Annotated in this window: 23 protein-coding genes and 1 pseudogene; 14 read left to right on the top strand and 10 right to left on the bottom strand. The window is 71.1% G+C overall.

Going from position 1 to position 26,973, the window contains the following annotated elements; translation table 11 throughout:
* Positions 1-32: 32 nt before the first annotated feature.
* A complete protein-coding gene (locus tag EV186_RS35535; protein ID WP_133853914.1) occupies positions 33-1,562 on the bottom strand; it encodes an FAD-dependent monooxygenase in 1,530 nt (509 codons plus the stop codon).
* A gap of 77 nt (positions 1,563-1,639) precedes the next feature.
* On the opposite strand from EV186_RS35535, the gene EV186_RS35530 reads away from it, so the two are divergent.
* A complete protein-coding gene (locus EV186_RS35530) occupies positions 1,640-2,365 on the top strand; it encodes a TetR/AcrR family transcriptional regulator (RefSeq protein WP_133853913.1) in 726 nt (241 codons plus the stop codon).
* A gap of 302 nt (positions 2,366-2,667) precedes the next feature.
* On the opposite strand, the pseudogene EV186_RS40365 reads toward EV186_RS35530, so the two are convergent.
* From EV186_RS40365 to EV186_RS35515, 3 genes and pseudogenes are all read right to left on the bottom strand, one after another.
* A pseudogene (locus EV186_RS40365) lies at positions 2,668-3,195 on the bottom strand (sugar O-acetyltransferase); the annotation flags it as partial.
* Between the two features lie 23 nt (positions 3,196-3,218).
* Entirely contained in the window at positions 3,219-3,806 is a 588-nt protein-coding gene (locus EV186_RS35520; protein WP_133853912.1) for a hypothetical protein, read from the bottom strand.
* An 18-nt stretch (positions 3,807-3,824) separates the two neighbouring features.
* Positions 3,825-4,862 (bottom strand): tyrosine-type recombinase/integrase, encoded by a 1,038-nt coding sequence (locus EV186_RS35515; RefSeq protein WP_133853911.1) that lies wholly within the window; start codon positions 4,860-4,862, stop codon positions 3,825-3,827.
* Between the two features lie 110 nt (positions 4,863-4,972).
* On the opposite strand from EV186_RS35515, the gene EV186_RS35510 reads away from it, so the two are divergent.
* Both EV186_RS35510 and EV186_RS35505 read left to right on the top strand, forming a co-directional pair.
* Positions 4,973-5,392: a YciI family protein gene (locus tag EV186_RS35510; RefSeq protein ID WP_133853910.1), complete on the top strand. Its 420-nt coding sequence runs from the start codon at positions 4,973-4,975 to the stop codon at positions 5,390-5,392.
* Positions 5,393-5,438: 46 nt separating this feature from the next.
* Positions 5,439-6,707 (top strand): RNA polymerase sigma factor, encoded by a 1,269-nt coding sequence (locus EV186_RS35505; protein WP_133853909.1) that lies wholly within the window; start codon positions 5,439-5,441, stop codon positions 6,705-6,707.
* 69 nt (positions 6,708-6,776) lie between these two features.
* Here the strand turns inward: EV186_RS35505 and EV186_RS35500 are convergent, their stop codons facing one another.
* Positions 6,777-7,337 (bottom strand): snapalysin family zinc-dependent metalloprotease, encoded by a 561-nt coding sequence (locus EV186_RS35500; RefSeq protein WP_133853908.1) that lies wholly within the window; start codon positions 7,335-7,337, stop codon positions 6,777-6,779.
* Between the two features lie 201 nt (positions 7,338-7,538).
* Entirely contained in the window at positions 7,539-8,030 is a 492-nt protein-coding gene (locus EV186_RS35495; protein WP_133853907.1) for a hypothetical protein, read from the bottom strand.
* 194 nt (positions 8,031-8,224) lie between these two features.
* Between EV186_RS35495 and EV186_RS35490 the strand changes: the two genes are divergently transcribed.
* On the top strand, positions 8,225-9,286 hold the full coding sequence (locus EV186_RS35490; protein WP_133853906.1) for a hypothetical protein: 1,062 nt from the start codon (positions 8,225-8,227) through the stop codon (positions 9,284-9,286).
* Here the strand turns inward: EV186_RS35490 and EV186_RS35485 are convergent.
* The gene (locus EV186_RS35485) at positions 9,268-9,912 is read right to left on the bottom strand and encodes a TetR/AcrR family transcriptional regulator (RefSeq protein ID WP_133853905.1); all 645 of its coding nucleotides are present in this window, start codon (positions 9,910-9,912) and stop codon (positions 9,268-9,270) included. The two genes, EV186_RS35490 and EV186_RS35485, sit on opposite strands and share 19 nt — an antisense overlap.
* Positions 9,913-10,006: 94 nt before the next feature.
* Here EV186_RS35485 and EV186_RS35480 point away from each other — a divergent pair, with 94 nt between their 5' ends.
* The gene (locus EV186_RS35480; RefSeq protein ID WP_133853904.1) at positions 10,007-10,954 is read left to right on the top strand and encodes a beta-ketoacyl-ACP synthase III; all 948 of its coding nucleotides are present in this window, start codon (positions 10,007-10,009) and stop codon (positions 10,952-10,954) included.
* A gap of 3 nt (positions 10,955-10,957) precedes the next feature.
* Here the strand turns inward: EV186_RS35480 and EV186_RS35475 are convergent, their stop codons facing one another.
* Positions 10,958-11,635, bottom strand: coding sequence for an alpha/beta fold hydrolase (locus EV186_RS35475; RefSeq protein WP_133853903.1), 678 nt, complete (start codon positions 11,633-11,635; stop codon positions 10,958-10,960).
* A 72-nt stretch (positions 11,636-11,707) separates the two neighbouring features.
* On the opposite strand from EV186_RS35475, the gene EV186_RS35470 reads away from it, so the two are divergent.
* The 6 genes from EV186_RS35470 (at position 11,708) to EV186_RS35445 (ending at position 21,693) form a co-directional block, all read left to right on the top strand.
* Positions 11,708-13,432, top strand: coding sequence for an ABC transporter ATP-binding protein (locus EV186_RS35470; RefSeq protein WP_133853902.1), 1,725 nt, complete (start codon positions 11,708-11,710; stop codon positions 13,430-13,432).
* Positions 13,429-15,186: an ABC transporter ATP-binding protein gene (locus EV186_RS35465; protein ID WP_243754486.1), complete on the top strand. Its 1,758-nt coding sequence runs from the start codon at positions 13,429-13,431 to the stop codon at positions 15,184-15,186. Before EV186_RS35470 ends, EV186_RS35465 begins: the two co-directional genes overlap by 4 nt.
* A gap of 222 nt (positions 15,187-15,408) precedes the next feature.
* A complete protein-coding gene (locus tag EV186_RS35460) occupies positions 15,409-17,025 on the top strand; it encodes a sugar ABC transporter ATP-binding protein (protein WP_133853901.1) in 1,617 nt (538 codons plus the stop codon).
* Between the two features lie 68 nt (positions 17,026-17,093).
* Positions 17,094-18,056 (top strand): ABC transporter permease, encoded by a 963-nt coding sequence (locus EV186_RS35455; RefSeq protein ID WP_243754500.1) that lies wholly within the window; start codon positions 17,094-17,096, stop codon positions 18,054-18,056.
* A 20-nt stretch (positions 18,057-18,076) separates the two neighbouring features.
* A complete protein-coding gene (locus EV186_RS35450) occupies positions 18,077-19,081 on the top strand; it encodes a substrate-binding domain-containing protein (protein ID WP_133853899.1) in 1,005 nt (334 codons plus the stop codon).
* Positions 19,082-19,209: 128 nt separating this feature from the next.
* Positions 19,210-21,693, top strand: a complete 2,484-nt coding sequence (locus EV186_RS35445; protein ID WP_243754485.1) for a glycoside hydrolase family 172 protein — start codon at positions 19,210-19,212, stop codon at positions 21,691-21,693.
* Positions 21,694-21,732: 39 nt separating this feature from the next.
* Here the strand turns inward: EV186_RS35445 and EV186_RS35440 are convergent, their stop codons facing one another.
* Positions 21,733-22,734, bottom strand: a complete 1,002-nt coding sequence (locus tag EV186_RS35440) for a LacI family DNA-binding transcriptional regulator (protein ID WP_133853898.1) — start codon at positions 22,732-22,734, stop codon at positions 21,733-21,735.
* 146 nt (positions 22,735-22,880) lie between these two features.
* Here EV186_RS35440 and EV186_RS35435 point away from each other — a divergent pair, with 146 nt between their 5' ends.
* From EV186_RS35435 to EV186_RS35425, 3 genes are read left to right on the top strand one after another with little or no spacing between them, the layout of a single operon-like run.
* The gene (locus tag EV186_RS35435) at positions 22,881-24,290 is read left to right on the top strand and encodes an L-fucose/L-arabinose isomerase family protein (protein WP_133853897.1); all 1,410 of its coding nucleotides are present in this window, start codon (positions 22,881-22,883) and stop codon (positions 24,288-24,290) included.
* Positions 24,287-25,201 (top strand): glycoside hydrolase family protein, encoded by a 915-nt coding sequence (locus EV186_RS35430; RefSeq protein ID WP_133853896.1) that lies wholly within the window; start codon positions 24,287-24,289, stop codon positions 25,199-25,201. Before EV186_RS35435 ends, EV186_RS35430 begins: the two co-directional genes overlap by 4 nt.
* Entirely contained in the window at positions 25,198-26,682 is a 1,485-nt protein-coding gene (locus EV186_RS35425; RefSeq protein WP_133853895.1) for an FGGY-family carbohydrate kinase, read from the top strand. Before EV186_RS35430 ends, EV186_RS35425 begins: the two co-directional genes overlap by 4 nt.
* Here EV186_RS35425 and EV186_RS35420 read toward each other — a convergent pair.
* Positions 26,679-26,972, bottom strand: a complete 294-nt coding sequence (locus tag EV186_RS35420) for a putative quinol monooxygenase (RefSeq protein ID WP_133853894.1) — start codon at positions 26,970-26,972, stop codon at positions 26,679-26,681. The two genes, EV186_RS35425 and EV186_RS35420, sit on opposite strands and share 4 nt — an antisense overlap.
* Position 26,973 lies beyond the last annotated feature (1 nt).

Here is a 26,973-nt window from a genome sequence, read left to right as displayed (position 1 = left end):
TGTCGGGCAACGGCAGCCGCTCGCGGCGCGGCTCAGGTGGCTGCGACAGGTAAGCGACCGGCGGTAGGTCGACCCAGCCACGTTGGCCACTGCTCGGGAGCCGATTCCGGGTGCTCGCTCGCCCAGCAGACGATGCCGTCGGGGCGGATGAGCAGGGACGTGCCGTCTGGCGACTGGGGGACGGTGGTGATGCGGTTCGGCCATTGGGCGGCCAAGTCGGTGAGGATCGGGTCGTTGGTGGCCAGGACGAAGCGGCCGTCGGTGGCGGCGTCGTCGGTGGCCAGGCGGGAGGGAACCAGTTTGCCGGTGAGCGGGTGGCCGCCAGGGAGGCCGTACCGCAAGGCCACGCCCGCGATCTTCTTCAGGACGTACGTGGTGCCCGCTTTGGTGTCTAGCAGGTCGGTCAGCACGGCGCGGAGCGCCTTGGTGCGTGGGTCGCGGCGGGTGATGGCGGCCTGCGCCTTGGTCCAGTCCTGCACCCACGCGCCGATCGGGTGGCGTTCTTCGGTGTAGGTGTCCAGCAGCGACTCCTCCGCCTCGCCCTTGATCACGGCGGCCAGTTTCCAGCCGAGGTTCATGGCGTCGCTGATGCCCAGGTTCAGGCCCTGGCCACCGGCAGGGGAGTGCACGTGCGCGGCGTCGCCGGCCAGCAGCACTCGGCCGGAGCGGTACGTCGCGGCCTGACGGGTGGTGTCGGCGTAGCGGGTCGCGGCGTGGATGGCGGTGATCTCCGTGTCGATCCCGCACACCCGGCGGATGCTGTCCTGCAACTCCTGTGCGGTCATCGGCGCGTCCCGGTCGCCGTCGATGCCGGTGCCCGGTTCGATCGTGGTGATCCGCGTCGGGCGCAGGCGCATCTCCCAGCCGCCGAGCAGGTAGTAGCCGCCCTCGCATTCGTGCATGCCACCGGGCAGCAACTTCTCCGGCTCGGTCATGTCCACCAAGGCGAGCCGGAACACCGACTCCGCGTCCTCGCCCGGGAACGCGATGCCGGACTGCTTGCGTACGACGCTGCGCCCGCCGTCGCAACCGACCAGCCAGCGCGCCGACACCGGCCCGTCCTCGGTCACCGCGGTCACGGCGTCGGCGGTCTGCCGGACGTCGGTGACCGTGACACCGGTGCGGATGGTGACGCCGAGCTCGCGTGCCCGGTCACCGAGGATGCGTTCGAGATCGGCCTGGGCGATCACGCCCGCGCCGTCCTCGTGACCGGCCAGGTCCGGGTCCTCGAAATCGATGCGGTCGGCACGCAACATGATCCCGGCGAAGTGCCCGGCAAAGGGCGGTGGCTCGTCGTCGGAGGGCGGTGCGGTGGGCCGGTCGTTCGGGTCCCACCACATCAGCGCCGCGTTCCGGACGTTCGGCAGCAACCCCCGGCGACGCAACGCGTGCACGGAAGGCGCGTTCAGCGAACGGGCGCCCATCTCGCCTTGCTTGATCGGCTCGGCGGCCAGGTCCGAGCGGCGTTCCAGGACCAGCACCCGCGCGCCCCCGAGCGCGAGTTCGCTTGCCAGCAGCAGGCCGACCGGGCCCGCGCCCACGACAAGGACGTCCGCATCCATGAGATCCCCCAGATAGAAACTGTGAACGGTGTCTGCGATATGCGCGACTGTACCCCACCGTGTACGGTGTTCGCAATATGACCGAGATCAGGGCGGATTTCGTGTGGTCGCGGCCCGCGCGTGGCGCGCGTGGACCGAAGCCGACCCACACCCGGGACGAGTTCGCGCAGGTCAGCGTCCAGATCGCCGACAGCGAGGGGATCGACGCCGTGTCGATCCGGCGGGTGGCCCAGGAGGTCGGCGTGGCGCCGGCCGCGCTCTACCGCTACGTGCGGCGCAAGGACGAGCTGCACGACCTGATGGTCGACCTGGTCTTCGCCGAGCAGGCGCCGCCGGAGCTGTCCGGGCACTGGCGCACGGACCTGCGCGTGGTCGCCTACGAGGCCCGGCACCGCGCGCTTCGGCACCCGTGGCTGACGACGTTGTCGACCCAGCGCATCGCGCTCGGTCCTGGCAGCCTGGCCTGGATGGAGTTCGCGTTCGGCGCCTTCGACGGCCACGAGCTGACCGCGGACGAGATCATGACCAACGTCCAGACGCTGATCGCGTTCGTGACCGGGCACGTCCTCGGCCAGATCGGCGAGGAGCAAGCGAGCGCCCGTTCCGGCATGAACCACGACGAGTGGCTGCAGGCCATGAGCGTCCACGGCGAGGAGATCATCGGCAGCGGGCGCTACCCGCGGGTGGCGCGCCTCATGGTCGAGGCGGCCGGTCCGCACGACCCGGACCACGCCGACCACTCGTTCGACCTCGGGGTCGAGCGGATCCTGGACGGCATGTCGGCCATGGTCGGGGCGCGTTAGACCTTCGGGAGCAGGCGGCGGGCCGTGTCCCGCGCGGCAACCCACACCGGGTGCGTGTCCAAGGATGCCTCGTTCCACAACGGGTCACCGGGTGGCGCCGTGAAGGCGTCGTTGAGCACCCGCAGCTCACGCAGTACACCGGGATCGAGGCCGCCGCCCTCGGGCAGGAGCTCCACGGCCGCGCTGAGGTCGAGCGCGAGCTCGTCGGTGATCACCGAACCGGCCAGGGCCTCGCGTTGCGCGTCCGCGTCCATGGCGAGCTGGGCCAGGGCATCACGCAACAAGCGCACCCAACCGGTGGAGCGGATCACCCGGCACGGGTTGCCGGCGGCGAACACGCCCGCCGGCAGGTCACGGGTGACCACGCTGCCCGCGCCGACCACGGTGTTCGCCCCCACCGTCACGCCCGGGCACACGATGACGCCGCCGCCGAACCACACGTTGTCGCCGATGGTGATCGGTTTGGCGGTTTCCCAGCGCTCTCGCCGCGCGCGGTGGTCGTCGATCGGGTGCAGCGCGGTGAGCAGTTGCGCGCGTGGACCGATGGACACGTCGTCGCCGATCACGATCGGCGCGCAGTCCATGAGGATCGCGTCGTAGTTGAGGAAGCTGTTGGCGCCCAGGGTGATCAGGGAGCCGTAGTCGCACTGGAACCGGGGCATGATCCACGAGCCTGCGCCGATGCCGCCGAGCAGCTCGCCGAGGATCTGCCCGCGCAGGTCGTCCTCGTCGGCGGTCGTGGCGTTGAACCGGTCGAGCAGCCGCTGGCAGGCTTTGCGCTCGGCGACCAGCTGCGGGTCGTTGTCCCGGTAGGGCTCGCCGGCGAGCATCCGGCGCTTCTGCTCGGACGAGGTCACGGGGCAGAGGCCAACCAGTGCTTCAGCCGCCGGGCCGCGGGCCGGTCGCCGGACTCGGCGAGCACCCGGACCTGGTCGACCCGCCCGTGCGCGAGCAGCAGGTTCAACCGCTCGGAGTGGGCGAAGTGACCGTGCTCCGGATCGGACTCCAGCAGTTCGAGTTCGACGAGCGCGGCGTCGACGTCGCCGCGGCGGACCAGGGTGTGGGCCAGCCACGCGCGGGCCGAGGCGAACACCGGCACTTCGGCACGCAGCTGCTCGACCCGGTCCTCGCGGACGAGCAGCTCCATCAACGTGGCGAACGCGCGGCCGTCGCCGTCGAGGGCCAGGGTGCGCAGGTCGGTGATGCGGTCGGCGTCGACCATCATCTCGACCAGCCGGACGAACGCGCAGGCGTTGCTGTCGTCGTAGGCGAGCTTGCGCAGGGTGCGTTCGTCGCGGGCGGCCTCGAGGCGGTCCATCAGCCGGTCGCAGGCCGCGGTCGCCTCGGGCGTGTCGTGCACGTCGTACCGATGCGCCGCGCCGTAGTACGACCAGCCCGACCACTGGTCCGCCGGCTGATCGGTGCGGTGTCGCCGGTTCAAGTCCCCTCCCTGGGCCAGTCAATCCCCTCTCGGGTAACGGTACTGGTCACGCGCCGTGTCCAGTACCGAAGCGAGCCGGGCGTGTCCCGCCGCCGACCGGTTCCGGGCGTCGTAATTGCGCCTGGTTGTCCGGGGATCGGCGTGATCGGCCAAATCCTGGGCCTCCGCGAGCATGCCGAGATCAAGCAGGGTGGTGACCGCCGTGGCGCGCAGCACGTGCGGGGTGATCCGGGTGGTGATCCCGGCCCGCTCGGCGCTCGCCCGGATCGTGTTCCACACATCCCTTCGGGTGAGCCGGACACCACCCGTTGTCACGAACAGTGCGCCCGTTGGCGGCGCGCCCTCCCGCTCGGACCGACGCCTCAGGTAGTGCCGGACCAGCTCGACCGCTTGCGGGGTGAGGTCCTTCTCACCGGACTTGCCGCCCTTGGCCGAGTAGCGCAGGCCGCTGTCGCGCAGGTCCTCGACGTCGGCGCCGAGCACGCTGGACACCCGCAACGCCGTCTCCAGCATCACCGTGATCACCGCGGCCGCCCGCCACGCCGGCTCGCTGTCCAGCTCCTGGGCGCGCCGGTGCGCGGTGGCCAGCAACGCGCCGCACTCCTGCGTGCTCAACGCGGTCGGCACGGGATCCGGTGGACGTGGCCGGCCCGCGAGCTTGGCCGGGTTGCGGTCGGTCAGGTCGTTGCCCGCGAGGTAGTCGTACCAACTGGACACCGCCGAGACCCGCAGCCGCACCGTTGAACGCCCCGGCGCCGCGCCCGTGGTGGTGGCGGTGTTCTTCCACGCGTCGACGTCCACCCGCCGGGCGGCCAGCGGGTCGAGGTCGCGCGCGGCGCACCACGCCAGCCAGCCTTGCAACGCCCCGAAGTAAGCGACTCGAGTAGCGTCGGTTTTGTCCGTCTCGAGCCAGGCGGCGGTGACCAGACGCAGGTCATAACGGTCGGCGGGGTTCAGCTCCGGTAACCCGGGCAGCATCACGACGGCACCGAGGAGGCGGTGCCGCCGGTCCTGGACGGCGTCGGTGTGCCCGGGAACGAGCTGGGTGTCGACCACGGCAGCACGGTAGCGAGCGGGCACGACAAAATTCGGCGAGGAGCCGTGTCGATCCACGGTCGGCTCGTTCGACGCACCGATGACAGACCCGAAGACCACAGGAGAGTCAGATGCGGTTCATGGTGATCGTGAAGGCCACGCCCGAGCAGGAAGCCAGCGGCGGTGCGATGCCCTCCGCCGAGGATCTCGAGCTCATGGGCAAGTTCAACGAGGAGCTGGTCCGGGCCGGTGTCATGCTCGCCGGCGAGGGCCTGCTGCCCAGCGCGAAGGGCGCGAAGGTGTCCTTCGACCACGGCAAGACGACGGTCACCGACGGCCCGTTCACCGAGGCCAAGGAGCTCATCGCCGGGTTCTGGCTGCTGCAGACCCGGTCGATGGAGGAGACCGTCGAGTGGGCCAAGCGGATCCCGTTCCAGGAGGGCGAGGTCGAGATCCGCCAGATCAGCGAGCTCGAGGACTTCGAGCCCGTGATGACCCCGGAGATCGCCGAGCGCGAGCAGCGGCTGCGCGACCAGCTCAGCGGCAACTGAGCCACCCGGTTGCCGTCACGGGCCTGCACCTGGTTGATTGGGGCCCGTGACGGGGACCGACACGCTCAAAGCCAGGAACGCGATCGAGGCCGTCTGGCGGATCGAGTCGGCGCGGGTGATCGCCGGGGTGGCGCGCATGGTGCGTGACCTCGGCCAAGCCGAGGAGCTGGCCCAGGACGCGCTGGTCGCCGCCCTGGAGCAGTGGCCGCAATCGGGCGTGCCGTCGAACCCGGGCGCCTGGCTGATGTCGACGGCCAAGCGGCGCGCGATCGACATGCTGCGCCGCAAGGAGAACCTCGACCGCAAGCACCAGGAGCTCGGGCACACCCAGTCGACCGAGACCGACGCCGCCGACGCGGGCCTCGCTCCCGACGAGGTGCGCGACGACATGCTGCGGCTGATCTTCACCACCTGCCACCCCGTGCTCTCCGCCGAGTCCAGGGTCGCGTTGACGTTGAAGCTGGTCGGCGGCCTGTCCACCGCGGAGATCGCGCGCGCCTACCTGGTGGGTGAGTCCACGCTCGCGCAGCGGATCGTGCGCGCGAAGAAGACGTTGAGCACGAGCAACGTCCCGTTCGAGGTGCCCGCGGGCGCGGAGCTGGCCGAACGGCTCGGCTCGGTGCTCGAGGTCATCTACCTGATCTTCAACGAGGGCTACTCGGCGACCGCGGGCGACGACTGGGTGCGCCCCGCGTTGTGCGAGGACGCGCTGCGCCTCGGCCGGATCATGGCGGCGCTCGCGCCGGACTTCGCCGAGGTGCACGGGCTCACCGCGTTGATGGAGATCCAGGCCTCGCGCATCCGTGCCCGCGTCGGGCCGGACGGCGCGCCGGTGCTGCTGCTCGACCAGGACCGCGGCCGCTGGGACCAGCTGCTGATCCGCCGCGGTCTCACCGAGCTCGCCATCGCCGAACGGCTCGGCCCGCGTGGCCCGTACACGTTGCAGGCGGCGCTGGCCGCGTGTCACGCGCGTGCCCGCACGCCGGAGGAGACCGACTGGGAACGCATCGCCGAGCTCTACGCCGAGCTGGCCGCGCTGACGCCGTCGCCGGTGATCGAGCTGAACCGCGCCGTCGCGCTGGGTATGGCGCGCGGACCTGCCGCCGGGCTCGAACTGGTGGACAAGCTGCTGACCGAACCCGCGTTGAAGAACTACCACCTGCTGCCCAGCGTGCGTGCCGACCTGCTGATGAAGCTCGGCCGCGGCGAGGAGGCGCGGGCGGAGTTCCTGCGGGCGGCGCAGCTGACCGCCAACGAACGCGAGCGCGCGCTGCTGCTCGAACGCGCCGAATCCTGTCTCGCGGTCCGCGCATGAGTGGAGCCCGAACGGCCTGAGGGTGAGCAGGCCGTCCGGGCTCCGGACCTTCTTCGCCGGTGCGCGGCGTCAGTGCTGGGTTTCGTAGATGCGCTGCATCGGGTGGCCGGACGGTGCGAGGCCGCCTGCCCACATCGAGTTGACCTCGGCGATCTCGTTGCTGTCCGGGTAGGAGTTCGTGCACGACGGGCCAGGGCCGCCGCCGGACATCAGTTCCGAGCAGGGACCGCTGTAGTCATCGGGCAGGCCGAGCACGTGCCCCGACTCGTGCGCGGTGATGCGCACCTGGTCGTACTCCTGGGCCTGCGTGTAGTCGATGAAGATCGTCCCGTTGCCGTGCCCGTCGGTCTGGGCGTAGGAGCCCGCCGGGTCGTTGCCCTCGGTGTAGTAGAGGGTGGCGTTGCCCGGGCTCTCCACGAACTGGACGTTCGACACCGACGCGTTCCAGTGCGACACACCCGCCAGGATCTGGTTGTAGAAGGTGGGCGCGCCGGATGCGTCGAAGTACACGGTCGCGACCTTCAGCGAAGGCGCGGCCGCGCTGTGGTTGGCCGGTGCGGCGGACGCCGGCCCGGCGACCAGCGCCAGCGCGGCGATGCCGGCGGCACCGACGGCGAATAATCTCTTCATCCCCGACTCCCAAGTGATCGGCGACCACGGCGTGATCGCTGAGCGAACATGGTTGACCACTCGAAGTTAGGTGCGGCCATTCCGGGGATGGCACCCGCCGATGGTCGCGGGACGCAGTGGGAATTTACCGATCGCCGCTTCACCTTGTGAGCGCTTGACGGCCCGATTACCCTGCTCGCCTCCGTTTCCGGGCTGGGCCGGTCAGACGCTTTCGCAGATGAGGAACGCGGCGTACTGCGCCATCACGTCGGCGGCCGGGGAGTTCGCCTGGCGCAGCTCCCGGGCCAGGTTCAACGCGCGAAGGCCACGCGTGCTGTCGCCACCGAGGTTGTCGGCGAGCGTCTGGAGCGCTTCGTCCGGGTTCGAGTAGAGATCGATGGCGTCCTTCGTGTGGCAGGCCACCGTGGCGATCTCCTTGACGTCGCTGTCGCCGGCCGCGGGTTCCAGCAGGGTTCGCACCTCGGCGTCGACGCCGGCCGAGGTGGTCGAACCGGGCAGCACATAGGTGTGGGTCGACGTGGCGATCTCGATGGCCCCGTCGGCGGACTTCGGGGCACCGCGCAGCACATCCGCCGTGTCATGGGTGGCGACTCGCGCTATGTCGCTCAGGTCGTGTCCCACCGCCGCCGGGTTGCACGCGGTCAACCCCAGCAGGCCGATGGCCGCCATTGTCACGCCGTGATGCAGCCGCATGGCCGCCTCCTCGTCTCACTGGGTGAGTCGCGGCGGGGTGCGGTGGTGTTCTGGGGCCGTTGGACCGAAACCTCTCGCCGATCTCGCCGCCCTGGCGCCTCTAAACCGTCATAACTGCGATTATGGTGGCCGATCTGTGATCGATCAGTAGAGGTTTCCGCTTACTGAAACCAGGTATCGGTTATAGTCGGCGGATGAGCGATGAGGCCTTGTGCGCGTTCCGTGGCTGTACACGGGCGGTGGCGCCGCCGGTGATCGATCCGGAAACCGGCAAGAAGAAGGGCGGCCGGCCCAGCAAGTACTGCGGTCCGGAGCACGCGCAGGCGGCCAAGCAGCAGCGCGCGGCGCTGCAGAACGCGGGTGTGACGGAGGCGGTCGGTGAACTCCGCGCGCTCGCCGACGACGCCCGTCCGGTGTTCGACGGGTTCCGCGAGACGCTGCGGGAGTTCCTCGCCCGGATGGATCGCCTCGACGAGGGCGCCGTCGCCGACGCGGCCGCGGCCCGTGCCGAGGTGGCCGAAGCCGAACTCGCCCGCGAGGAGGCCGAGGACGCGGCAGCCGCGGCGCGACGAGCGGCGGCGCAGGCCCAGCAGCAGGCCCAGCAGGACCGCGACCAACGACTGGAAGCCGAACGTGTCCTGCGCGATGGGCTACGAGACGCCGAACGCGTGCGCGCCGAAGCCGAGCAGCGCGTCGCGGCCGCGGAACGGGCCCGCGGTCAGGCCGAGAACGCGCACCAGGTCGCCGAGGCGGCGCGGGCGCGGCTGGAGCAGGAGCTGGCCCGGGTGGTCGACCGGCTGACCGAGGTGGAGGCGGACCGCGCGCAGCTGGCGGCGGAGTTGGTGGGGGAGCGGGACCGGGCGCAGCGCGCCGACGCCGACGCGCAGCTGGCCCGCACCCAGGCTGCCGCCGCGACAGAGCAGGCACGCATCCAGTCCGAGGCCGCCGCGGAGGCGCGCCGCCGGGCCGACGAGCTCAAGGACGCGGTGCGCGCCGCCCATGAGGAACGCGACCAGGCACGGCGGGAGCTCGCCGAGGAACGGCGGCTCCGCGCCGTCGCCGACACCCGGGCGGTCGAAGCGGCGGCCTCGACGCAGGCGATGACGGTACGGGTCGAGCACCTGCAGCAGCAGCTGACCCAAGCTCACCAGCGGATCGACCAGCAGGAAGCCCGGTTCGACCGCCTCGTCCTGGCCGGCGCACCAGCGGCCAAGGCCGACAGTCCCTCAGACCACGGTCAGGGACCGTCGGCGTAGCGGGTGGGTGAGGTCAAGTCGGCTGGTGTGCCGCCGAGGAGCCGGTGCAAGGCCCGCCGGGCCCGGGTCGGCGCGGACCGGTCGCGGTGCAACTGCATGAAGTGGTTGAGCGCCAGCATGGTCCCGACCAGCTCGTAGATCAGCTGGTCGACGTCGGTGTCCGGCGGCAGGTCCCCGTCGCTGATGGCTCGCCGGAGGTGGATGCGCAAGTCGCGTTGCCACAAGGCGTTCAGCCCGGCGATCGCGTCATGCACGGGCCCGCCGCGCCCGTCGAACTCGGCCGCCGCCGCGGTGAAGAAGCAGCCGCCGGGCAGCACGTCGCGTTCCAGGTAGGACACCCATGCCTCAGCCGCCGCGCGAAGCCACGGCATACCGGAGGGCACCGTCCGGACCCGGCCGGGTACCTCCTGGGTGAACAACTCGGCCGCCGCGTCGACCACGGCGAGTTGCAGGGCCTGCTTGGTGCCGAAGTGCCCGAGCAGACCGGCCTTGCTGATGCCGAGGTCGTTGGCGAGCCGTCCGATGGTCAGCCCTTCGAGCCCGTCCACCGACGCGATGCGCAGGCTGTGGTCGAGGATGCGCCGGCGGGTGTGGCGGGTTTCGACGACGGACTTGCGCGGGCTCATGCGGGCCAGCATAACGTCTTAGCTTCCGACCGATCGGTTGCTATAGTTCCGGCGGGCAGGTGCTGCCCCTTGTCGCCCGACCGAGGAGACGCCGTTGTCCGGATCCCGCATCGCGGCCCTGGGACACCACCAGCCCGCCCGCGTGCTGACCAACGCCGACCTCGAGCGCATGGTGGACACCAACGACACGTGGATCCGGCAACGCACGGGGATCGCCACCCGCCGGATCGCCGGCCCGGACGAATCGGTGACCGACATGGTGGCCGCAGCGGCGGCGAAGGCGCTGGCCGGGTCCGGTCTGCAGCCCGGCGAGCTCGGCATGGTCGTCGTGGCCACGTGCAGCGCGATCGACCGGTGCCCCTCGATCGCCGCCCAGGTCGCCGCGCGCCTCGGGGTGCCGGACGCGGTCTGCTTCGACCTGAACAACGGCTGCGCCGGATTCTGCACCGCGCTGGCCACCGCCGATCACACGATCCAGGCCGGGGCGGCGCGGCACGCCCTGGTCATCGGCGCCGAGAAGATGTCCGACGTCACCGACTGGACCGATCGCAGCACCTGCGTGCTGCTCGGTGACGGCGCGGGCGCCGCCGTGCTCAGCACGACCGAGGCGAGCGGCGAGATCGGTCCGGTGGTCTGGGGATCCGACCCGGCCCGCAAGGACGTCGTCCGCCTCACCGACGCCTGGCAACCCCGCTTCAGCCAGGAAGGCCAAGCGGTCTTCCGGTGGGCCACCAGCGAACTGCCCGAGGCCGTCGAACTCGCCTGTCACCGCGCTGGCCTCACCACCGCGGACCTGGCCGGCGTCGTCACCCACCAAGCGAACCTGCGGATCATCGAGTCACTGACCCGCCGGCTCGACCTGCGCGCGGACGTGGTGATCGCCCGGGACGTCGTCGACTCCGGCAACACCTCCGCCGCGTCCGTCCCGATCGCACTGTCCAAACTGGTCGAACGCCACGAGCTGCCCTCCGGCGGACCGGTGCTGCTCTTCTCCTTCGGTGGCGGGCTTTCCTGGGCGGGCCAGGTCGTCACCTGTCCCTGAGGATCAGGGCGCCAGGATCGCGTCGGCGAGGTCGCCGGGACGCGACAGGAACGGGTGGTGACCGCAAGCGAGCTCCACCACCTCGGCCGCCCGTTCGGCGAACCAGCGCTGGCGCTGCGGCGGAGTCGCCCGGTCTTCGCTGCACACCACATACCGCGACGGCACGGTGCGCCACGCGGCGCTCGGCGCGGGTTGGGTCAGAGCCAGCGGGTTCTGGCGGGCCAGGCGTTCGATCGCGGCGGCGGCGAACTCCGGTGCGCAATCGGCCAGGAAGTGGTGGCGGATCTGGTCCTCGGTCAGGTCCGGGCGCATGGCCAGCAGACCGTCCGCGTCCGGCTGCACCCAGCCCGGACCGGGACCGGCCAGGCCGGCCAGTGACTCACCGGCGTCCGGGAGCATGGAGCTCACGTAGACCAATCGCGTGACCGACGGGTGCTCACCGGCCGCGGTGATCACCACGCCGCCGTACGAGTGTCCAACCAGGACGGTCGGCTCCCCAGGGTCCGCGTCGAGGACGGCACGGACCGCCCGGACGTCGGCGGCAAGATCACCCAGCGGCGCCGACGTCCCGCAGCTCGGGAGTTCCACGGCCACGGTCGGCACACCCAAGGGCGCCACCATCCGGTGCCACCACCAGGCCGCGTCCCGGACGCAAGCACCGTGCACGAAGACGACTCTCACCCGGCAAGACCACCACACCGCGAACGCCAAGGGTCGGAATTTCGCTTGGGGCGGACCAGTATCGTCGAGATCATGGGGGTCACGTCGCTGGTGTTCACCGATCCGGGAACACCCGACACCCGTGGCCCGCTGCGATATCTCTACTGGCTCGGCCGCCGCCAGCCCCGCCGCGTGCTCACCGGCACCACGCTGAGCACCGTCTGGATGGTGCTGCTCATGGTGCCGCCCTACCTGGTGTCGCGCGCCATCGACGACGGGGTCCGCGCGCGGGACACCGGCGCCCTGCTCGGGTGGGCGGGCGCGGTGCTCGGCGCGGGCGTGACGCTCGCCGTGCTCGGGACGCTGCGCCACCGCACCATGACGATGGTGCGCACCGACGGGCTCTACCGGACGGTGCGGGTGCTGACCCGCCGCGTCGTCGAGCTCGGGCCGGCGTTGCCGCGGCAGGTCGCCGCGGGTGAAGTGGTGGCGATCGGCAGCGCCGACATCATGACCATCTCGCACGTGCTCACCGTGTTCGGGCCAGGTGTCGGCGCGGTGTTCGGCTACACGGCGGTTGCCGTCGCACTGCTGGGGATCTCGCCGTTGCTGGCCGCCGTCGTGTTGCTGGGTGTGCCGCTGCTGGTGGTGTCGATCGGGCCCTTGCTGCGCCGGCTGCAACAGGCCGACGCCCGCTACCGCGGGTTGCAAGGCGAGCTGACCGCGCGTGCCGGTGACATCGTCGCCGGGCTGCGCGTGCTGTGCGGGATCGGCGGCAAGGACCTCTTCGCCGGGCGCTACCGCGACCGCTCGCGAGTGCTGCGGGCCGAGGGCTACCGGGTCGGCGCGGTGACCAGCTGGATCCAGGCACTGGCGGTCGGGATGCCGTTGGTGTTCCTCGCCGTGGTGACCTGGCTCGCCGCGCGGATGGCGGCCGCCCACACGATCACCGTCGGTGAGCTGGTCGCGGTCTACGGGTACGTCGCCGTGCTGATCACGCCGGTCTCGTTCCTGATCGAGAGCGCCGACGACCTCGGCCGCGCGCTCGTCTCGACGCGCCGAGTGCTGCGGGTGCTGACCCTGACCGAGGACATCCCCGACCACGGCACCCGGCCGGGGCCGCGCGGCCAGGCCGACCTGCACGATCCGGTCTCCGGGGTGCGGGTGCCCGCCGGGTCGATGGTGGCGCTGGTAGCCACCCGGCCCGGGGACGCGGTGGCCGTGCTCGACCGGCTGGGCCGGTTCACCGACTCCGCCGCCACCTGGGGTGGCACGCCCCTGACCGAGATCGCCCTCGACGAGGTCCGCCGCCGCATCCTCGTGGCGGACAACGACGCCTACCTCTTCGCCGGCCCGGTCCGCGCCGTGATCGGTGGCGGCGACGTGCGGCCCGCCCTGCGTATCGCCGCCGCCGAAGACGTCGTCGAGGCCCTGCCCGACGGCCTGGATTCGGTGCTCGACGACCAGGCCCGCACGGTGTCCGGCGGCCAGCGGCAACGCCTGCGCCTGGCCCGCGCCGTGCACGCGCGGCCGGACGTGCTGCTGCTGGTCGAGCCGACCTCAGCCGTGGACGCGCACACCGAATCGTTGATCGCGACCCGCCTGCACGCCGACCGCCAGGGCCGGACAACAGTGGTGGCGGCGACCTCGCCGCAACTCCTCGCGCGCGCCGACCACGTGATCTTCCTGAGCGACGGGACGGTGGCGGCGACCGGCAGCCACGCCGAACTGGTGCGCACGCAGCCCCGCTACCGCGGGCTGGTCCTGCGTGGCGACGAGGACGTCGACCAGCACCACGTGGTCGGTGATCTGAGGTGAGGTTGCCGGAGGCGGACCGCGCCGCGGTGCGGGCGGCGTCGATGCGCCTGGTGCGGGAGGATCGCGGGGCCGCGCTCGTCGTCCTGCTGCTCTACGGGCTGGCGGCCGCCGCGGGGCTGGGCCTGCCGTGGCTGGTGGGTGTGCTGGTCAACCGGGTGGAGTCCGGCGCGGGAGTGTCCGCAGTGGACAGGCTGGTGCCGGCCATGGCCGGGTTCGCGGTCGCCCAGCTGATCCTCGAACGGAGCGCGCGCTACGCCGGGCACCGGTTCGGGGAACGGGCCCTGGCGCGGTTGCGGGAGCGGTTCGTCGACCGGGTGCTCGCGTTGCCGACCGCGGTGGTCGAGCACGCGGGAACCGGCGACCTCATGACCCGCACCACCAACGACGTCGCCACCGTGGGTGTGGCGATGCGCGACGCCATCCCGGAGATCCTCATCTCGTCGGTACGGGCGTTGCTGGTGGCGGGCGCCGCCGTGCTTCTCGACCCGGTGCTCGGCCTGTGCGTCCTGTCTGGCACGCCGTTGATCGTGCTGACCGGGCGCTGGTACCTGCGACGTGCACGCACGGCTTATCTGGCCGAGGGCGCTGCCTCCTCCGAGCTGTCCGAAGGGCTGGCGGCCACGGCAACCGGGGCCCGCACGGTGTCGGCGCTGCGCCTGGGCGAGCAGCGGGTCGCGATCGGCGATCAGGCCGCGGTCACCGGCTACCACACCCGCGTGCGCACCCTGTGGCTGCGCACCGTCCTGTTCACCATGACCGACGTCGGGCGCTACCTGCCGGTCGCCGTCACCCTGGTCGTCGGTGGGCTGCGCTACCACGCCGACGCGATCCCGCTCGGCGTCGTAGTGACGGCCGCGCTCTACGCCAACCAGCTCGCCGATCCACTCGACACCGTGCTGGAACGCATGGAACGCCTGCAAACCGCGGGCGCGGCCATGTCCCGGCTCACCGGCGTGCACGGTCTGCCGCTGCCACCCGCACCCGACCCGCGCGTGCCCGAGTCGGACGTGCTGGAGGTGCGCGCGGCCCGGTTCGCCTACCGCCCCGGCCACAACGTGTTGTCCGATGTGGACCTGACGGTGCGGCCGGGGGAGCGGCTCGCGGTGGTCGGCCCGTCCGGTGCGGGCAAGACAACCTTGGCGCGGCTGCTCGCGGGAATCGACGCGCCCGACTCCGGGCAGGTCACCGTCGGCGGGGTGCCGGTCGCGACGCTGCCCGCCGAGGAGTTGCGCAGCCGGATCGTGCTCGTCACCCAGGAACACCACGTCTTCCTCGGTACGCTGCGCGACAACCTGGCCATCGCCGCGCCGGGCCCCGACGACAGGCACGGCGACAGGCACGACGACGACGCGTTCAGAAAGGCGCTGGCCACCGTGGACGCCGTCTGGGTCGCCGAGCTGCCCGACGGGCTGGACACGGTGCTCGGCGCCGGCGGGATCGCGCTCGACGCCGCGCAGGAACAACAGCTCGCGCTGGCCCGTGTCGTGCTGCTGGACCCGCACACGGTGATCCTCGACGAGGCGACCGCCCTGCTGGACCCGGCCACGGCCAGGCACGCCGAACGCGCGCTCGGCGCCGCTCTGCACGGGCGCACGGTCATCGCCATCGCCCACCGGCTGCGCACCGCACGCGACGCCGATCGGATCGTTGTCATGCGTGACGGGCGGATCACCGAGGTCGGCACGCACCCGGAACTGGTCGCCGCCAATGGCGCGTACGCCGAGCTGTGGCGGGCCCAGACCGGTACCGCGTGACCACTCACGCGAAGTAATCGTTTTCTGTGAGCGCCTCCAAGCGTGGAAGTCACCTGAAGTAGCTCTAGTTCGCCAGTTGTCGACCAAGACGCCGAGCGGCACTAATGATGACCGCCTCCGGTCGCAGCCTTGACACCGTCCGCGCGAGCGCCCTAGCGTTCGGGTAATCGATTTCTCGGGTTGGTTCTGAGGCGCTGGCGGAGCCCCGAGTCGAGGGGTGGCATGGACATCGCTGTCGACGACGCTGTCGCTGCGCTGGTCGAGATGACCGGCGTCCGCAAGTCCTATGGCGGCGCACTCGCCTGCCGGGACATCGACTTCACCTTGCGCGCGGGCGAAGTGCACGCGCTGCTCGGCGAGAACGGCGCGGGCAAGTCGACGCTGATGAAGATCCTCGCCGGCGAGATCACCGACCACGAGGGCATGGTCGCCATCGACGGAACCCCGGTCCGGTTCACCTCACCGGTCGACGCCCAGCACGCCGGCATAGCGATGATCCACCAGGAACTCGACCTCGTACCCGGCCTGTCGGTGGCGGAGAACATCTTCCTGGGCCGCGAGCCACGCACCCGCCTCGGCACCGTCGACGTGCGGCGCATGTACCGCGAGACCCGCGAGCTGCTGGCGGCCACCGGCGTCGCGCTCGACCCGCGCCGTCCGGTCGGCGAGCTGCGCACTGGCGAGCAGCAACTGGTCACCATCGCCAAGGCGCTCGGGCTCGACGCCCGCGTGCTGATCATGGATGAACCGTCCTCGGCGCTCTCGCAGGCCGAGGTGGAGCAGCTGTTCGTCGTGGTGGAGGAGCTGCGCAAGGCCGGCACCGGCATCGTCTACATCTCCCACCGCATGGAGGAGATCGGCCGGATCGCCGACCGCGCCACCGTGCTGCGCAACGGCCAGGTCGTCGCCGAGTTCGACGCCCGTGCCATGACCGCGGCGCAGGCCGCCGAGGCGATGGTCGGCCGGTCGGTGCAGACGCTGTTCCACACCGAGGGCGGCGAACCCGGCGAGATCGTGCTCGAGATCGACGACCTCGTCGTGCACGCCGGCCGGGTCCGGCCCGGGCGGCGCGAGCCCAACGGCATCACCCTCACGGTGCGCGCCGGGGAGATCGTCGGGCTGACCGGCCTGCTCGGCGCGGGGCGCACCGAACTGCTGGAGACGCTGTTCGGCGCGGGCAGCCGGGGCCGCTGGAGCGGACGGATCCTCCTCGACGGCAAGCCCATCCACCCCCGCAAGCCGCGCACGGCCCTCAAGCTGGGCATGGCCATGGTGCCCGAGGACCGGCGGATCGCCGGCCTGGCCCTCGAGCACTCCGTGCACGCCAACACCGTGCTGTCCATCGTGGACCGCCTCGCGGTCGCCGGGGTCGCCGTGCGGGCCAAGGAGACCGGCGCCGTGCGGGAGATGGTCGAGCGTCTGAAGATCAAACTGCGGTCCATCCGCGACGCCGTGGGCACGCTCTCGGGCGGCAACCAGCAGAAGGTCGTGTTCGGCCGGGCACTGCTCACCGAGCCCAAGCTGCTGCTGCTCGACGAGCCGACCCGCGGCGTGGACATCGGCGCCAAGGCCGAGATCTACCAGCTGCTCGGCACCGCGGCCGAGCAGGGCATCGCCGTGCTGCTGGCCTCCTCGGAGCTGGCCGAGCTGGTCGGCGTGTGCGACCGCGTGATCGTGCTGCGCGACGGCCGCAGCGTCGCCGAACTGGACACCCGCCAGGCCGGCGAGGCCGACCTGCTCGCCGCGTCGATGGGCGTGGCCGAGCCGGGAACGGACTCGACCATCGCCGCGGACATGGTCGAGCTGGCCGAGTCACCGGCCGGGGAAGGGACCTCATGACCGACCTGCAGACCGAGCCGAACGAACGGCTGGAGACAAAGACGAGCACCGCCACGTCGATCGTGTCGATGCTGTTCCGGTTCCAGAGCCTGTTCGGGCTGGTCGCCGTGTTCATCGTGGCGGTGCTGCTGTCCCCGGTGCGCGACGGCGCGAACATCTTCGTCAGCAGCGACAACCTGTTCAACGTCGTCCGCGCGGTCTCCGAGATCGGGATCATCGCGGTCGGGATGACCTTCGTGATCCTGATCGGCGGCATCGACCTCTCCGTCGGCGCGGTCCTCGGCCTCGCCGCCGTCGGCTCCGCGGTCCTCATGGTCAACGACGACTTCGGCATGTGGCCGGCGATCCTCATCGTGCTCGCCGCCGGGCTCGTCTTCGGGTTGCTGCAAGGCATCGCGTCCGCGGTGTTCGGCATCCAGGCGTTCATCGTCACCCTCGCCGGCCTGCAGATCGCCCGCGGCATCGCGCGCATCTGGTCCGGTGGCCAAGGCGTCGCCATCGCCTACGGCGACGGGCCCGGTGAAGCGCCGGTGTCGTTCTCGCTGCTGGGGGAGCGGACCTTCAACGGGCTCGTGCCGATCCCCGCGATCATCTTCGTGGTGATCGCGGTCCTGGCGATCCTGTTCCTGCGCACCAGCGCGTTCGCCCGCCACGTGTTCGCCATCGGCGGCAACGAGAAGGCCGCGCGCCTGTCCGGGGTGCCGGTGACCCGGGTGAAGGTCATCGTGTTCGGCCTGTGCGGATTGCTCTCCGCGCTGGCCGGGGTCATCCACGCCGGTCAGCTCAACCAGGGCGGCCCCAACGACGGCTCGGGCTACGAGCTGGACGCGATCGCCGCCGTCGTCATCGGCGGCACCTCCCTCTCGGGCGGGCGCGGCTCGGTGGTCGGCACCGTCGCGGGCGCGCTGCTGCTCGGCGTGCTCAACAACATCCTCGCGTTGCGCAACGTGGATCCCAACGTGCAGTTGCTGGTCAAGGGACTCGTGATCGTCGCCGCCGCCGGCCTGCAACGGCTGCGCCCGGCATCCTGATGCACAAGGAAGGAAGCACCATGCCCCGTCGCCTCCCCATCGCGGTCGCTCTCGCCGCGACCGCCGCGCTGGCCTTGTCGGCCTGCGGCACGACGCACGAGAACTCGGGCCAGGGCGGTTCGTCCGCGGGCCAGGCGCCCGCGAACTGCAAGGGCCCCAGCGGGCACTACCTGATCGGCATGAGCCAGGCCAACAACGCCGAGCCCTACCGCGAGCAGATGAACAAGGACATCCAGAATGCGGCCAAGGCGATCCCGCAGTTCGAGGTGAAGATCTCCGACGCCGCCGCGGACGACAGCAAGCAGGTCTCCGACGTGGAGAACTTCCTCACCCAGCAGATCGACCTGCTGATCATCAGCCCCAACGAGGCCACGCCGCTGACCGCGGTGGTGAAGAAGGCCTACGACAAGGGCATCCCCGTGCTGGTGCTCGACCGCAAGGTCGACGGCGACGCCTACACCGAGTTCATCGGCGGGGACAACGTCGACATCGGCCGCCAGGCCGGCGAGCACATGAAGAAGCTGTTCCCGAACGGCGCCAAGATCGCCGAGATCCGCGGCCTGGCCGGGTCCACCCCGGCCAAGGAACGCCAGGATGGGTTCGCCAAGGGCATCGAGGGCGGCAACATCGACATCGTCGCCACCGTCGACGGTGACTGGCTGCGCGACAAAGGCCAGGCCCAAGCCGAGGCCGTGATCCAGGCGCACCCGGAGATCCAGGCCATCTACTCCCAGAACGACCCGATGGGCGAAGGCGCGTACCTGGCGCTCAAGGCCGCGGGCAAGGAGAAGACGGTCAAGGTCACCGGCATCGACGGCCTGCCGATCCCCTCCGGTGGCATCAAGTCCGTCGAACAGGGCCGGCTCGCGGCCACGTTCGTGTACCCGACCGGCGGCAAGGAAGCCATCGCCGCGGCCAAGACGCTGCTGATCGACTGCAAGACCGTGCCGAAGACGCAGACCCTGCCGACCCAGCTGGTGACCAAGGACAACGCCGCCGACGTGTACGCCAAGGCCAACAGCTAAAGCCGCCCGCCCCACCAGAGAAGGACCCGGCGGCCGCACGGCGCCACCCACAGGTGATCCCCCGCACCTGGCGCCGTGCGGCCGGCGGTCGTGCGAGGTCCCCGCCCCACTCGAGAGGGAGATGCGCCGTGTCCCGAAGTACCCGACTGTCCCTTGTGGCCAGTGCGGCGGTGGCCGTGGCCGCCGCGGTGGTCCTGCCCCCGACCGCCGCGGCCGCACCACCGCCCAAGAACGTGTTCGCCGGTGCGCACGGCCCGGTCGGCTGGGACGTCTACCGCCAGCTCGACGGTATGTCGGCGCTGCGCCCGGGCGCCCAGGTCCGCCAGTTCTCCAGCTTCGACCGCGCCGGCGGCAACGACGACGGGTTCAACGGCACCTACTCGTGCCTGCGCACCACGTCGGCCGGCTGTGTGATCGCCGAGGCGGCGGGCGCCGGTGAGCTCGAGTCGATGTGGTTCACCCGCGACTACGGCGACATGACCGCCAACGGCAGGATCACCGTCGAACTGGACGGCACGACCGTGTTGTCCGCGCGGCTGGTCGACGTGGTGAACGGCAAGGTCGGCGCGCCGTTCGTGTGGCCGCTGGTCGGCAACGGCGACGACACCGCGGGCGGGTCGGTGATCAAGGTGCCGATGCCCTACCGGCAGTCGATGCGGGTGACCGTCGAGCACAACCCGCTCTTCTACCACGTGGACTACCGCTCCTTCGCCTCCGCCGAAGGCGTGAGCACGTTCAACCCCGGTGATCCCGCGCAGGACGTGATCGCCCGGCTGCGCGGCTTCGGCGTCTACGACCCCAAGCCGGCCGCGCCCGGCGCCACCACCAGTTCGGCCACCCACAACCTCGCCGCCGGGGCGAGCGCGCAGTTCGCGTCGCTGACCGGAGCCGGGCGGATCACCCAGCTGCGGGTGAAGGTGCCGCAGGTGGTCGCCGCGCCACGGGTCATCGACGACGGCCGCGCGTACACCGGCGGCAGCTCGTTCACCGTGAAGGTCGACCCCGCGAACCAGGGTGTGCGGCTGATCAGGCGGCTGGACGGGTTCATCGGCAACCAGCGCGCGAAGGTCACCGTCGACGGGGTGGCCGCGGGCGAATGGTCGTCCGGTCCGCCGACCCCGGCGAACACCTGGACTGACCAAACCCTCGACCTGCCGTCGAGCTTGACCTCGGGTAAAGCTCAACTGAAGGTGCAGAACACGTTCGTGGGCTCGGACCTCGACGTCAACGAGTTCCGCTACGACGTGGAGAGCAACGTCGGCGGCGTGTGGACCCGCACCGATGTGCTCGACGTCGGCCCCGGGCATCCAGGGGAGGAGCAGGCGCACGGGTACGCCATCACCGGGCAGAACTGGTCGGGCTTCCGCACCTTCCGCTACCCGACCCCGGCCGCCGACGTCACCGCCTCGGACGCCGTGCTCACCGGCGCCCACCTGAAGATCACCTTCGACGGTGAGACCACAGTGGACGCACCGCTCGGCGAGTTCTTCGGCGCGGGCCTCGGTGAGTACGACACCCGCACGCTGTTCAGCTCGATCGACTCGCACGCCGACGGCTGGTACACCGCGTGGTGGCCGATGCCGTACGCCGCCGGCGCCAAGGTGGAACTGGTCAACGGCAGCAACCAGGCGATCAGCGGCGCGGTCGTCGAGGTCACCTCGGCGCCCGATCCCGCACTGCACGGGCTGATCCGGGCCGCGCAGGTCGGCCACTTCCACGCCACGCACCACGCGGGCGACACCGTGAACGGCGCCGACTGGTCCATTCTGGACACCCAGGGCCAGGGCGTGTTCTACGGCGAGACGCAGACGATGCAAGGGCAGATCGCCGCGGGCAACCGGCGTGAATACCTCGAGGGCGACGAACGCGTCTACGTCGACGGGGTGGCGAGCCCCGCGTGGCACGGCACCGGCACCGAGGACTTCTTCGAGTCCGGCTGGTACTTCCGCGACGGCACCACCTATGCGATGCCGCTGGCCGGCAACCCGGCGTACGAGACCGACGGCGACGGCTGCCAGTACGACTGCACCGGCGCGGTCCGGTTGATGGCCGGCGACGCGGTCCCGTTCGCGTCGGAGCTGACCTTCGGCATCGAACACGGCCCCGGCGATGACAAACCGGCGCACTACAGCACGACCGCCTACTGGTACGGCTCGGCGCAGCCGGGCATGACGGAGACCGACGTGGTCGACGTCGCCGACCAGGCAAGCCGCGCCGCGCACCAGTACACCGCCACCGGGGAGACCACGGCGACGCTGACCTCGACCTTCGAGGGCGTGCACAACACCCAGCAGGTCAGCCACGGCGTCGCCGCAACGACCGCTCCGGTCACCTTCACGGTGGCGGTCGCCGGCGACAACACGGGCGTGCGGTTGGTGCGCATGTCCGACCAGGGCGTGGGTTACCAGCAGGCGGCGGTGTTCGTGGACGGCCAGCAGGTGGGCACCTGGCTGCAGCCGCTGGCCAACACGCACTCGCGGTGGCTGGAGGACCGGTTCGATCTGCCGCCGTCGGCCACTGCAGGCAAGACGTCGGTGACGATCAAGCTGGTCCCTGTCGATGGTGGGCCTGCTTGGTCGGCGGCCCGCTACCGGGTCGAGTCACTGGGCTGAACCGAGGGCTGGGGTGACGCCGCGCGTCACCCCAGCCCTTCAGCCGACGGGACCCGCTGAACTTCCGCGGGCGATCAGCCGTGCTCCCAGCACGGTCGTCGTCGGCGCCCGATCGGTGTCCTCGATGCGGGACAACAACAACCGGGCCGCCGCCTGGCCAACCTCGTACGCGGGCTGCGCCACCACCGACAACGGCGGATCGACCAGCGCCGCCCACGGGGTCTCGTCGAACGCCACCACGCCGACGTCCGCGCCCGGGCGCAGACCCAGTTCCTTCAACGCCGCCAGCACACCGACGGCCATCGCGCTGTTGGCGACCAGCACGGCGTCCGGCGGCTCGGCCTGGTCGAACAGATCCAGCATGGCGCGGCGGGCACCGGCCTCGCGGTACTCGGTCCGGCGCACCAGCCGGGCCGAGGACGGGTGCTTGGCCGCACGCAGTGCCTCCCGGTAGCCGGCGAGGCGGTCGTCGGCCGTGCGCACGCCGCTCGGGCCGGTGATGCAGCCGATCCGGCGGTAGCCGTGGGCCATCAGGTGCGCGGTCGCCTCGCGCGCGGATTCCAAGGTGGCGACGAGGACCGTGTCGCTGGTGCGGTCGGTCAGCGGGCGGTCCACGGTCACCATCGGGGTGCCCCGGGCCAGCAACGGATCCACCGTCGTCGACTCGCCGGTGGGGGAGAGGATCACGCCCGCGACCCGCTCCTGGATCGCCACGTCGATGTAGCGGCGCTCCTTCTCGGCATTCTCATCCGAGTTGCACAGCACCACCGAGTAGCCGACCTCGTGCGCCACATCCTCGACACCACGGGCGATCGACGTGAAGAACGGGTTCTCCACATCGGAGATGATCAGCGCGAGCACCGCCGCCTCCTGCCTGCGCAGGTTGCGGGCCGGCCCGTTGGGCTGGTAGCTCAGCTGGCGGGCCGCGGTCATCACCCGCGCGGCCAGCTCGGGATCCACTGTGGACTTCCCGTTGAGCGCCCGCGACGCCGTCGCGGTGGAGACGCCGGCCATCCGGGCCACGTCGCTGATGGTTGCCACGGGTGCCTCGCGCCTCGACGGGGCCGGCCGCACGGCCGGCCTATTGACAGCTGTACCGACCCAACAATAGCGTCTGAGAAAACGATTACTCGACAGGTGACGCCCACGCGTACCCGATGGGTGTTGTCGTTTCCGGGGAGGCCCGAGTGGCGCGTATCGGTGTGATCAACATTTCGGACGGCCGGGACTACGTCCACGACGGCATCGCCCAGTTCATCCTCGACAACGAGGACAAGCTGGTCGCGGCGCTGACGGTGGCCGGGCACGAGGTGGTCCGCGGTCGCGCACCGGTGTCCACGAACACGCTGGCCACGTCCGTGGCCCGCGAGGTCGCCGCCCAGGACGTCGACCTGACGATCCTGCACTACTGCGTGTGGGCGTTCCCGCACTTCACCATGCTCGCCGCCGGTGCGACCACGAGCCCGCTCGTGCTGCTGGCCAACACCGACCCCGTGCAGCCCGGCATGGTCGGCATGCTCGCCGGTGGCGGCGCCCTCGACCAGATCGGGCGGCGGCACAACCGGCTCTGGGGCGACCCGGACAGCGCCGAGGTCATCGCGCAGATCGGCACCCTGGCCAAGGCGGCCGGAGCGGTCAGCGCGTTGCGCGGCTCGACGTTCGGCCGGATCGGCGGGCGGCCCATGGGCATGAACACCGCGGTGGCCAACACCGACCAGTGGCAGCGGATCTTCGGCGTCGACGTCGAGGAGATCGACCAGTGGGAGATCGTGCGCCGCGCCGAGCTCGCCGACGCGGGGGAGAAGGCCAAGGGCCGCGAGTGGTTCGAGCGGCACGCCACCGTCCACTACGACGGCAAGAATCTCACCCCGGAGAAGCTCGAGCTGCAGATCGGCTCGTACCTGGCGATGCGTGAGCTGATCGACGAGTGGAACCTCGACTTCACCGGCATCAAGGGCCAGCCCGAGCTGACCCAGTACTTCGCCACCATGGACATCGCCGAGGCGCTGCTCAACGACCCGTACGACTGGAACGGCCCCAAGGAACCGATGGTCTGCGCCACCGAGGCCGACATGGACGGCGCGCTGACCATGCAGATCATGAAGCACCTGTCCGGCACGCCGGTGCTCTTCGCCGACGTCCGCCACTACCACGGCGACCGCGACATCTGGGACCTGTGCAACTCCGGCCAGCACGCCACCTGGTACGCCGCCCGCAGCGACGACCCGGCCGAGAACCTGGCCAAGGTCAACCTCTACCCGGAGGTGTTCTTCTTCCCGGCCGGCGGCGCGTCCGTGCAGCACATCGCCGCGCCCGGGCAGATGACCCTGGGCCGGCTGACCCGCAACGACGGCAAGTACCGGCTGCAGCTGATGCTCGGCGAGTTCGAGACCTACGACGACGAGACCACCCAGGCGCTGATGAAGATGTCCACCCCGGAGTGGCCGCACGCCTGGGCTCGCCTCGACGCACCGGGTGAGCTGTTCCTGTCGAAGTTCGGCGCCAACCACATCCACGCCATCCCCGGCGATCACCGCGCGGAACTGCGGGCGGTGTGCGAACTGCTGGACATCACCCTCGACGAGTTCGCCCGATGAAGCGCCTCGTCCTGCTGGTGGTCCTCGCGCTGGTGGCGCTGGCGTCGCCCGCCGACGCGGTCAAGGCCGACGATGTGTGGGCGGGCGAGTTCGTCCGCATCTACGACCCCAGCGTCGGTGAAGCCGAGGCCTGGTACCTCAACGACCACACCTTCGTACAAGGCCCGCACGGCACCTGGCACATGTTCGGCATCACCCACGCCGAACCCGCCGACCCCGTCAACGAGGTCGTGTTCGCCCACGCCACCGCGCCCAGCCTGCACGGGCCGTGGACCAAGCAGCCGTTCGCGCTCACGGTCGACCCCGCCTACGGCGAGACGCACCTGTGGGCCCCGCACGTCGTCGAGCAGGACGGCGTCTACTACATGTTCTACTGCGGTGGCGCACTCGACCTGACCCAGTACGAGATCAACGTGGCCACCTCGACCGACCTGTTCCACTGGACCCGCAGCCCGCACGGTCCGCTCTTCCGCGACGGCTACGAGGCCCGCGACCCGTACGTCACCCGCATCGACGACCAGTGGGTCATGTACTACACGGCCACGAGCACACCGGCCGGCGGCAACCACACGATCATGTACCGCACCAGCCAGGACCTGCTGCACTGGAGCGAGCGGCGCACCGTGTTCACCGACCCGGAGGTCGGCACCGGCGGTGGCGGCACCGAGTCGCCGTTCGTCGTGCGGCACAACGGGTTCTGGTACCTGTTCACCGGTCCGCGCGGCGGCTACGTCGGCACCGACGTGTTCCGCAGCGACAACCCCTACAACTTCGACAACAAGGTCCTCGTCGGGCACATCGCCTCGCACGCCGCCGAGGTGATCGATGACGGTGGTGAGTGGTGGGTCTCGCACGCCGGCTGGGGCCAGGGCGGGCTCTACCTCGCGCCGCTGACCTGGGCGAACCCGTGACGGGACTGCTGCTGGGCATCGACATCGGCACGTCGTCGTCCAAAGGGGTGCTGACCGACGCGTCCGGGCACGTCCTGGCGACGGCGACCCGGCCCCACGAGACGTCCACGCCGCACCCCGGCTGGTTCGAACACGACGCCGACACCGTGTGGTGGGCCGACTTCCTGGCCATCGCCCGCGAACTCGTCGACGCCGCCGACGGCCGCGCACTCGCCGGGCTCGCGGTCAGCGGCATCGGCCCGGTCCTGCTCCCTGCCGACGCGACCGGGAAGCCGCTGCGGCCGGGGATCCTCTACGGCATCGACACCCGCTCCGGCCCGCAGATCACCTCGATCACGTCAGAACTCGGCGCCGAGGCCATCCTCGAACGCGGCGGCACACCGCTGTCCAGCCAGGCCGTCGGCCCCAAGATCCGCTGGCTCGCCGAGAACGACCCCGGCGTCTACGAGCGCACCGAGTTCCTGTTCATGGCCAGCTCGTACCTGGTGCACCACCTCACCGGCCGCTACGTGCTCGACCACCACTCGGCCAGCCAATGCGACCCGCTCTACGACCTGCGTGAAGCCGACTGGGCCCACGACTGGGCGGCACGAGTGGCGCCCGGGTGGACGCTGCCGGAGCTGGCCTGGCCGACCGAGGTCATCGGCACCGTGACCGCCGCTGCCGCCGCCGAAACCGGCCTGCCGCAAGGACTTCCCGTCACCGCGGGCACGGTCGACGCGTGGGCCGAGGCCACCAGCGTCGGTGTCACCGGGCCCGGTGACACCATGGTCATGTACGGCACCACGATGTTCCTCATCCAGGTGCTCGCCGACCCCAAGCCCCACCCGGGCCTGTGGACGACCCGCGGCGCGTTCCCCGGCACCTACAACCTGGCCGCCGGCATGGCGACCTCCGGGGCGATCACCGACTGGCTGCGCAAGCTCGTCGGCGGCGACTTCGCGACCCTCGTCGGCGAGGCCGCGCAAGTGCCCGCCGGGAGCCGGGGCCTGCTGCTGCTGCCGTACTTCGCGGGGGAGCGGACCCCGATCTTCGACGCCGACGCCCGCGGCGTGATCGCCGGGCTGACACTGGGCCACGGCCGTGGGGAGCTGTACCGGGCCGCGCTGGAAGGCGTGGCGTACGGCGTGCGGCACAACTTGGAGGTCATGCGCGAGTCCGGCGGTGCTGCCCGGCGGCTGGTGGCCGTTGGCGGCGGCACCCAGGGCGACCTGTGGACCCAGATCGCCACCGACGTCACCGGCACGGCCCAGCAGGTGCCCACCCACACCGTCGGCGCCGCTCTCGGCGACGCGGTCCTCGCCGCCACCGCGATCGGGCTGGACGTCGACATGTCGGCCTGGAACCCGCCGAGCCACGAGGTCACCGTCGACGACGAGGCCGCCGCCCGCTACGACCAGTTCTACCGCCACTACCGCGACCTCTACCCGGCCACCATGGACACCGCCCACTTCCTGGCCGAGCAGCAGCGCAACGCCTAACGGGCGAACACCGGCCGTTCCTCGGCGATGACGTACAACCGCACGTCGCCGTCCTTGATCCGGGGGACCAAGCGTGGCGCGTGCGCGACCTTGCGCCACGCGTCCAGGTCGGCCTGCGACTCCCAGCGCTCCACGTTGTTGACCCGCGCCGGGTCCACGGGGTCGGCGCTGATCGCGAGGTCCAGGCAACCCGGCGCCGCCCGCGCCCGCTGGACCAGCTCGGTGTGCGCGGCGACGTAGGCGTCCCGCTCGGCCGGGTCGACCGTGACGCGCCCGGTGATGATCAGCATG

The sequence above is a fragment of the Labedaea rhizosphaerae genome, from assembly GCF_004362825.1.
Taxonomy (GTDB): domain Bacteria; phylum Actinomycetota; class Actinomycetes; order Mycobacteriales; family Pseudonocardiaceae; genus Labedaea; species Labedaea rhizosphaerae.
This window is presented reverse-complemented; position numbering and strand designations above follow the sequence as displayed.

Bases quoted from the DNA above. Each gene is read 5' to 3' on its own strand.
- EV186_RS35470 (WP_133853902.1), top strand. From the start codon at position 11,708: ATGGGGGTCACGTCGCTGGTGTTCACCGATCCGGGAACACCCGACACC.
- EV186_RS35490 (WP_133853906.1), top strand. From the start codon at position 8,225: ATGAGCGATGAGGCCTTGTGCGCGTTCCGTGGCTGTACACGGGCGGTG.
- EV186_RS35495 (WP_133853907.1), bottom strand. From the start codon at position 8,030: ATGCGGCTGCATCACGGCGTGACAATGGCGGCCATCGGCCTGCTGGGG.
- EV186_RS35455 (WP_243754500.1), top strand. From the start codon at position 17,094: ATGCTGTTCCGGTTCCAGAGCCTGTTCGGGCTGGTCGCCGTGTTCATC.
- EV186_RS35450 (WP_133853899.1), top strand. From the start codon at position 18,077: ATGCCCCGTCGCCTCCCCATCGCGGTCGCTCTCGCCGCGACCGCCGCG.
- EV186_RS35530 (WP_133853913.1), top strand. From the start codon at position 1,640: ATGACCGAGATCAGGGCGGATTTCGTGTGGTCGCGGCCCGCGCGTGGC.
- EV186_RS35535 (WP_133853914.1), bottom strand. From the start codon at position 1,562: ATGGATGCGGACGTCCTTGTCGTGGGCGCGGGCCCGGTCGGCCTGCTG.
- EV186_RS35485 (WP_133853905.1), bottom strand. From the start codon at position 9,912: ATGAGCCCGCGCAAGTCCGTCGTCGAAACCCGCCACACCCGCCGGCGC.
- EV186_RS35430 (WP_133853896.1), top strand. From the start codon at position 24,287: ATGAAGCGCCTCGTCCTGCTGGTGGTCCTCGCGCTGGTGGCGCTGGCG.
- EV186_RS35500 (WP_133853908.1), bottom strand. From the start codon at position 7,337: ATGAAGAGATTATTCGCCGTCGGTGCCGCCGGCATCGCCGCGCTGGCG.
- EV186_RS35420 (WP_133853894.1), bottom strand. From the start codon at position 26,972: ATGCTGATCATCACCGGGCGCGTCACGGTCGACCCGGCCGAGCGGGAC.
- EV186_RS35460 (WP_133853901.1), top strand. From the start codon at position 15,409: ATGGACATCGCTGTCGACGACGCTGTCGCTGCGCTGGTCGAGATGACC.
- EV186_RS35510 (WP_133853910.1), top strand. From the start codon at position 4,973: ATGCGGTTCATGGTGATCGTGAAGGCCACGCCCGAGCAGGAAGCCAGC.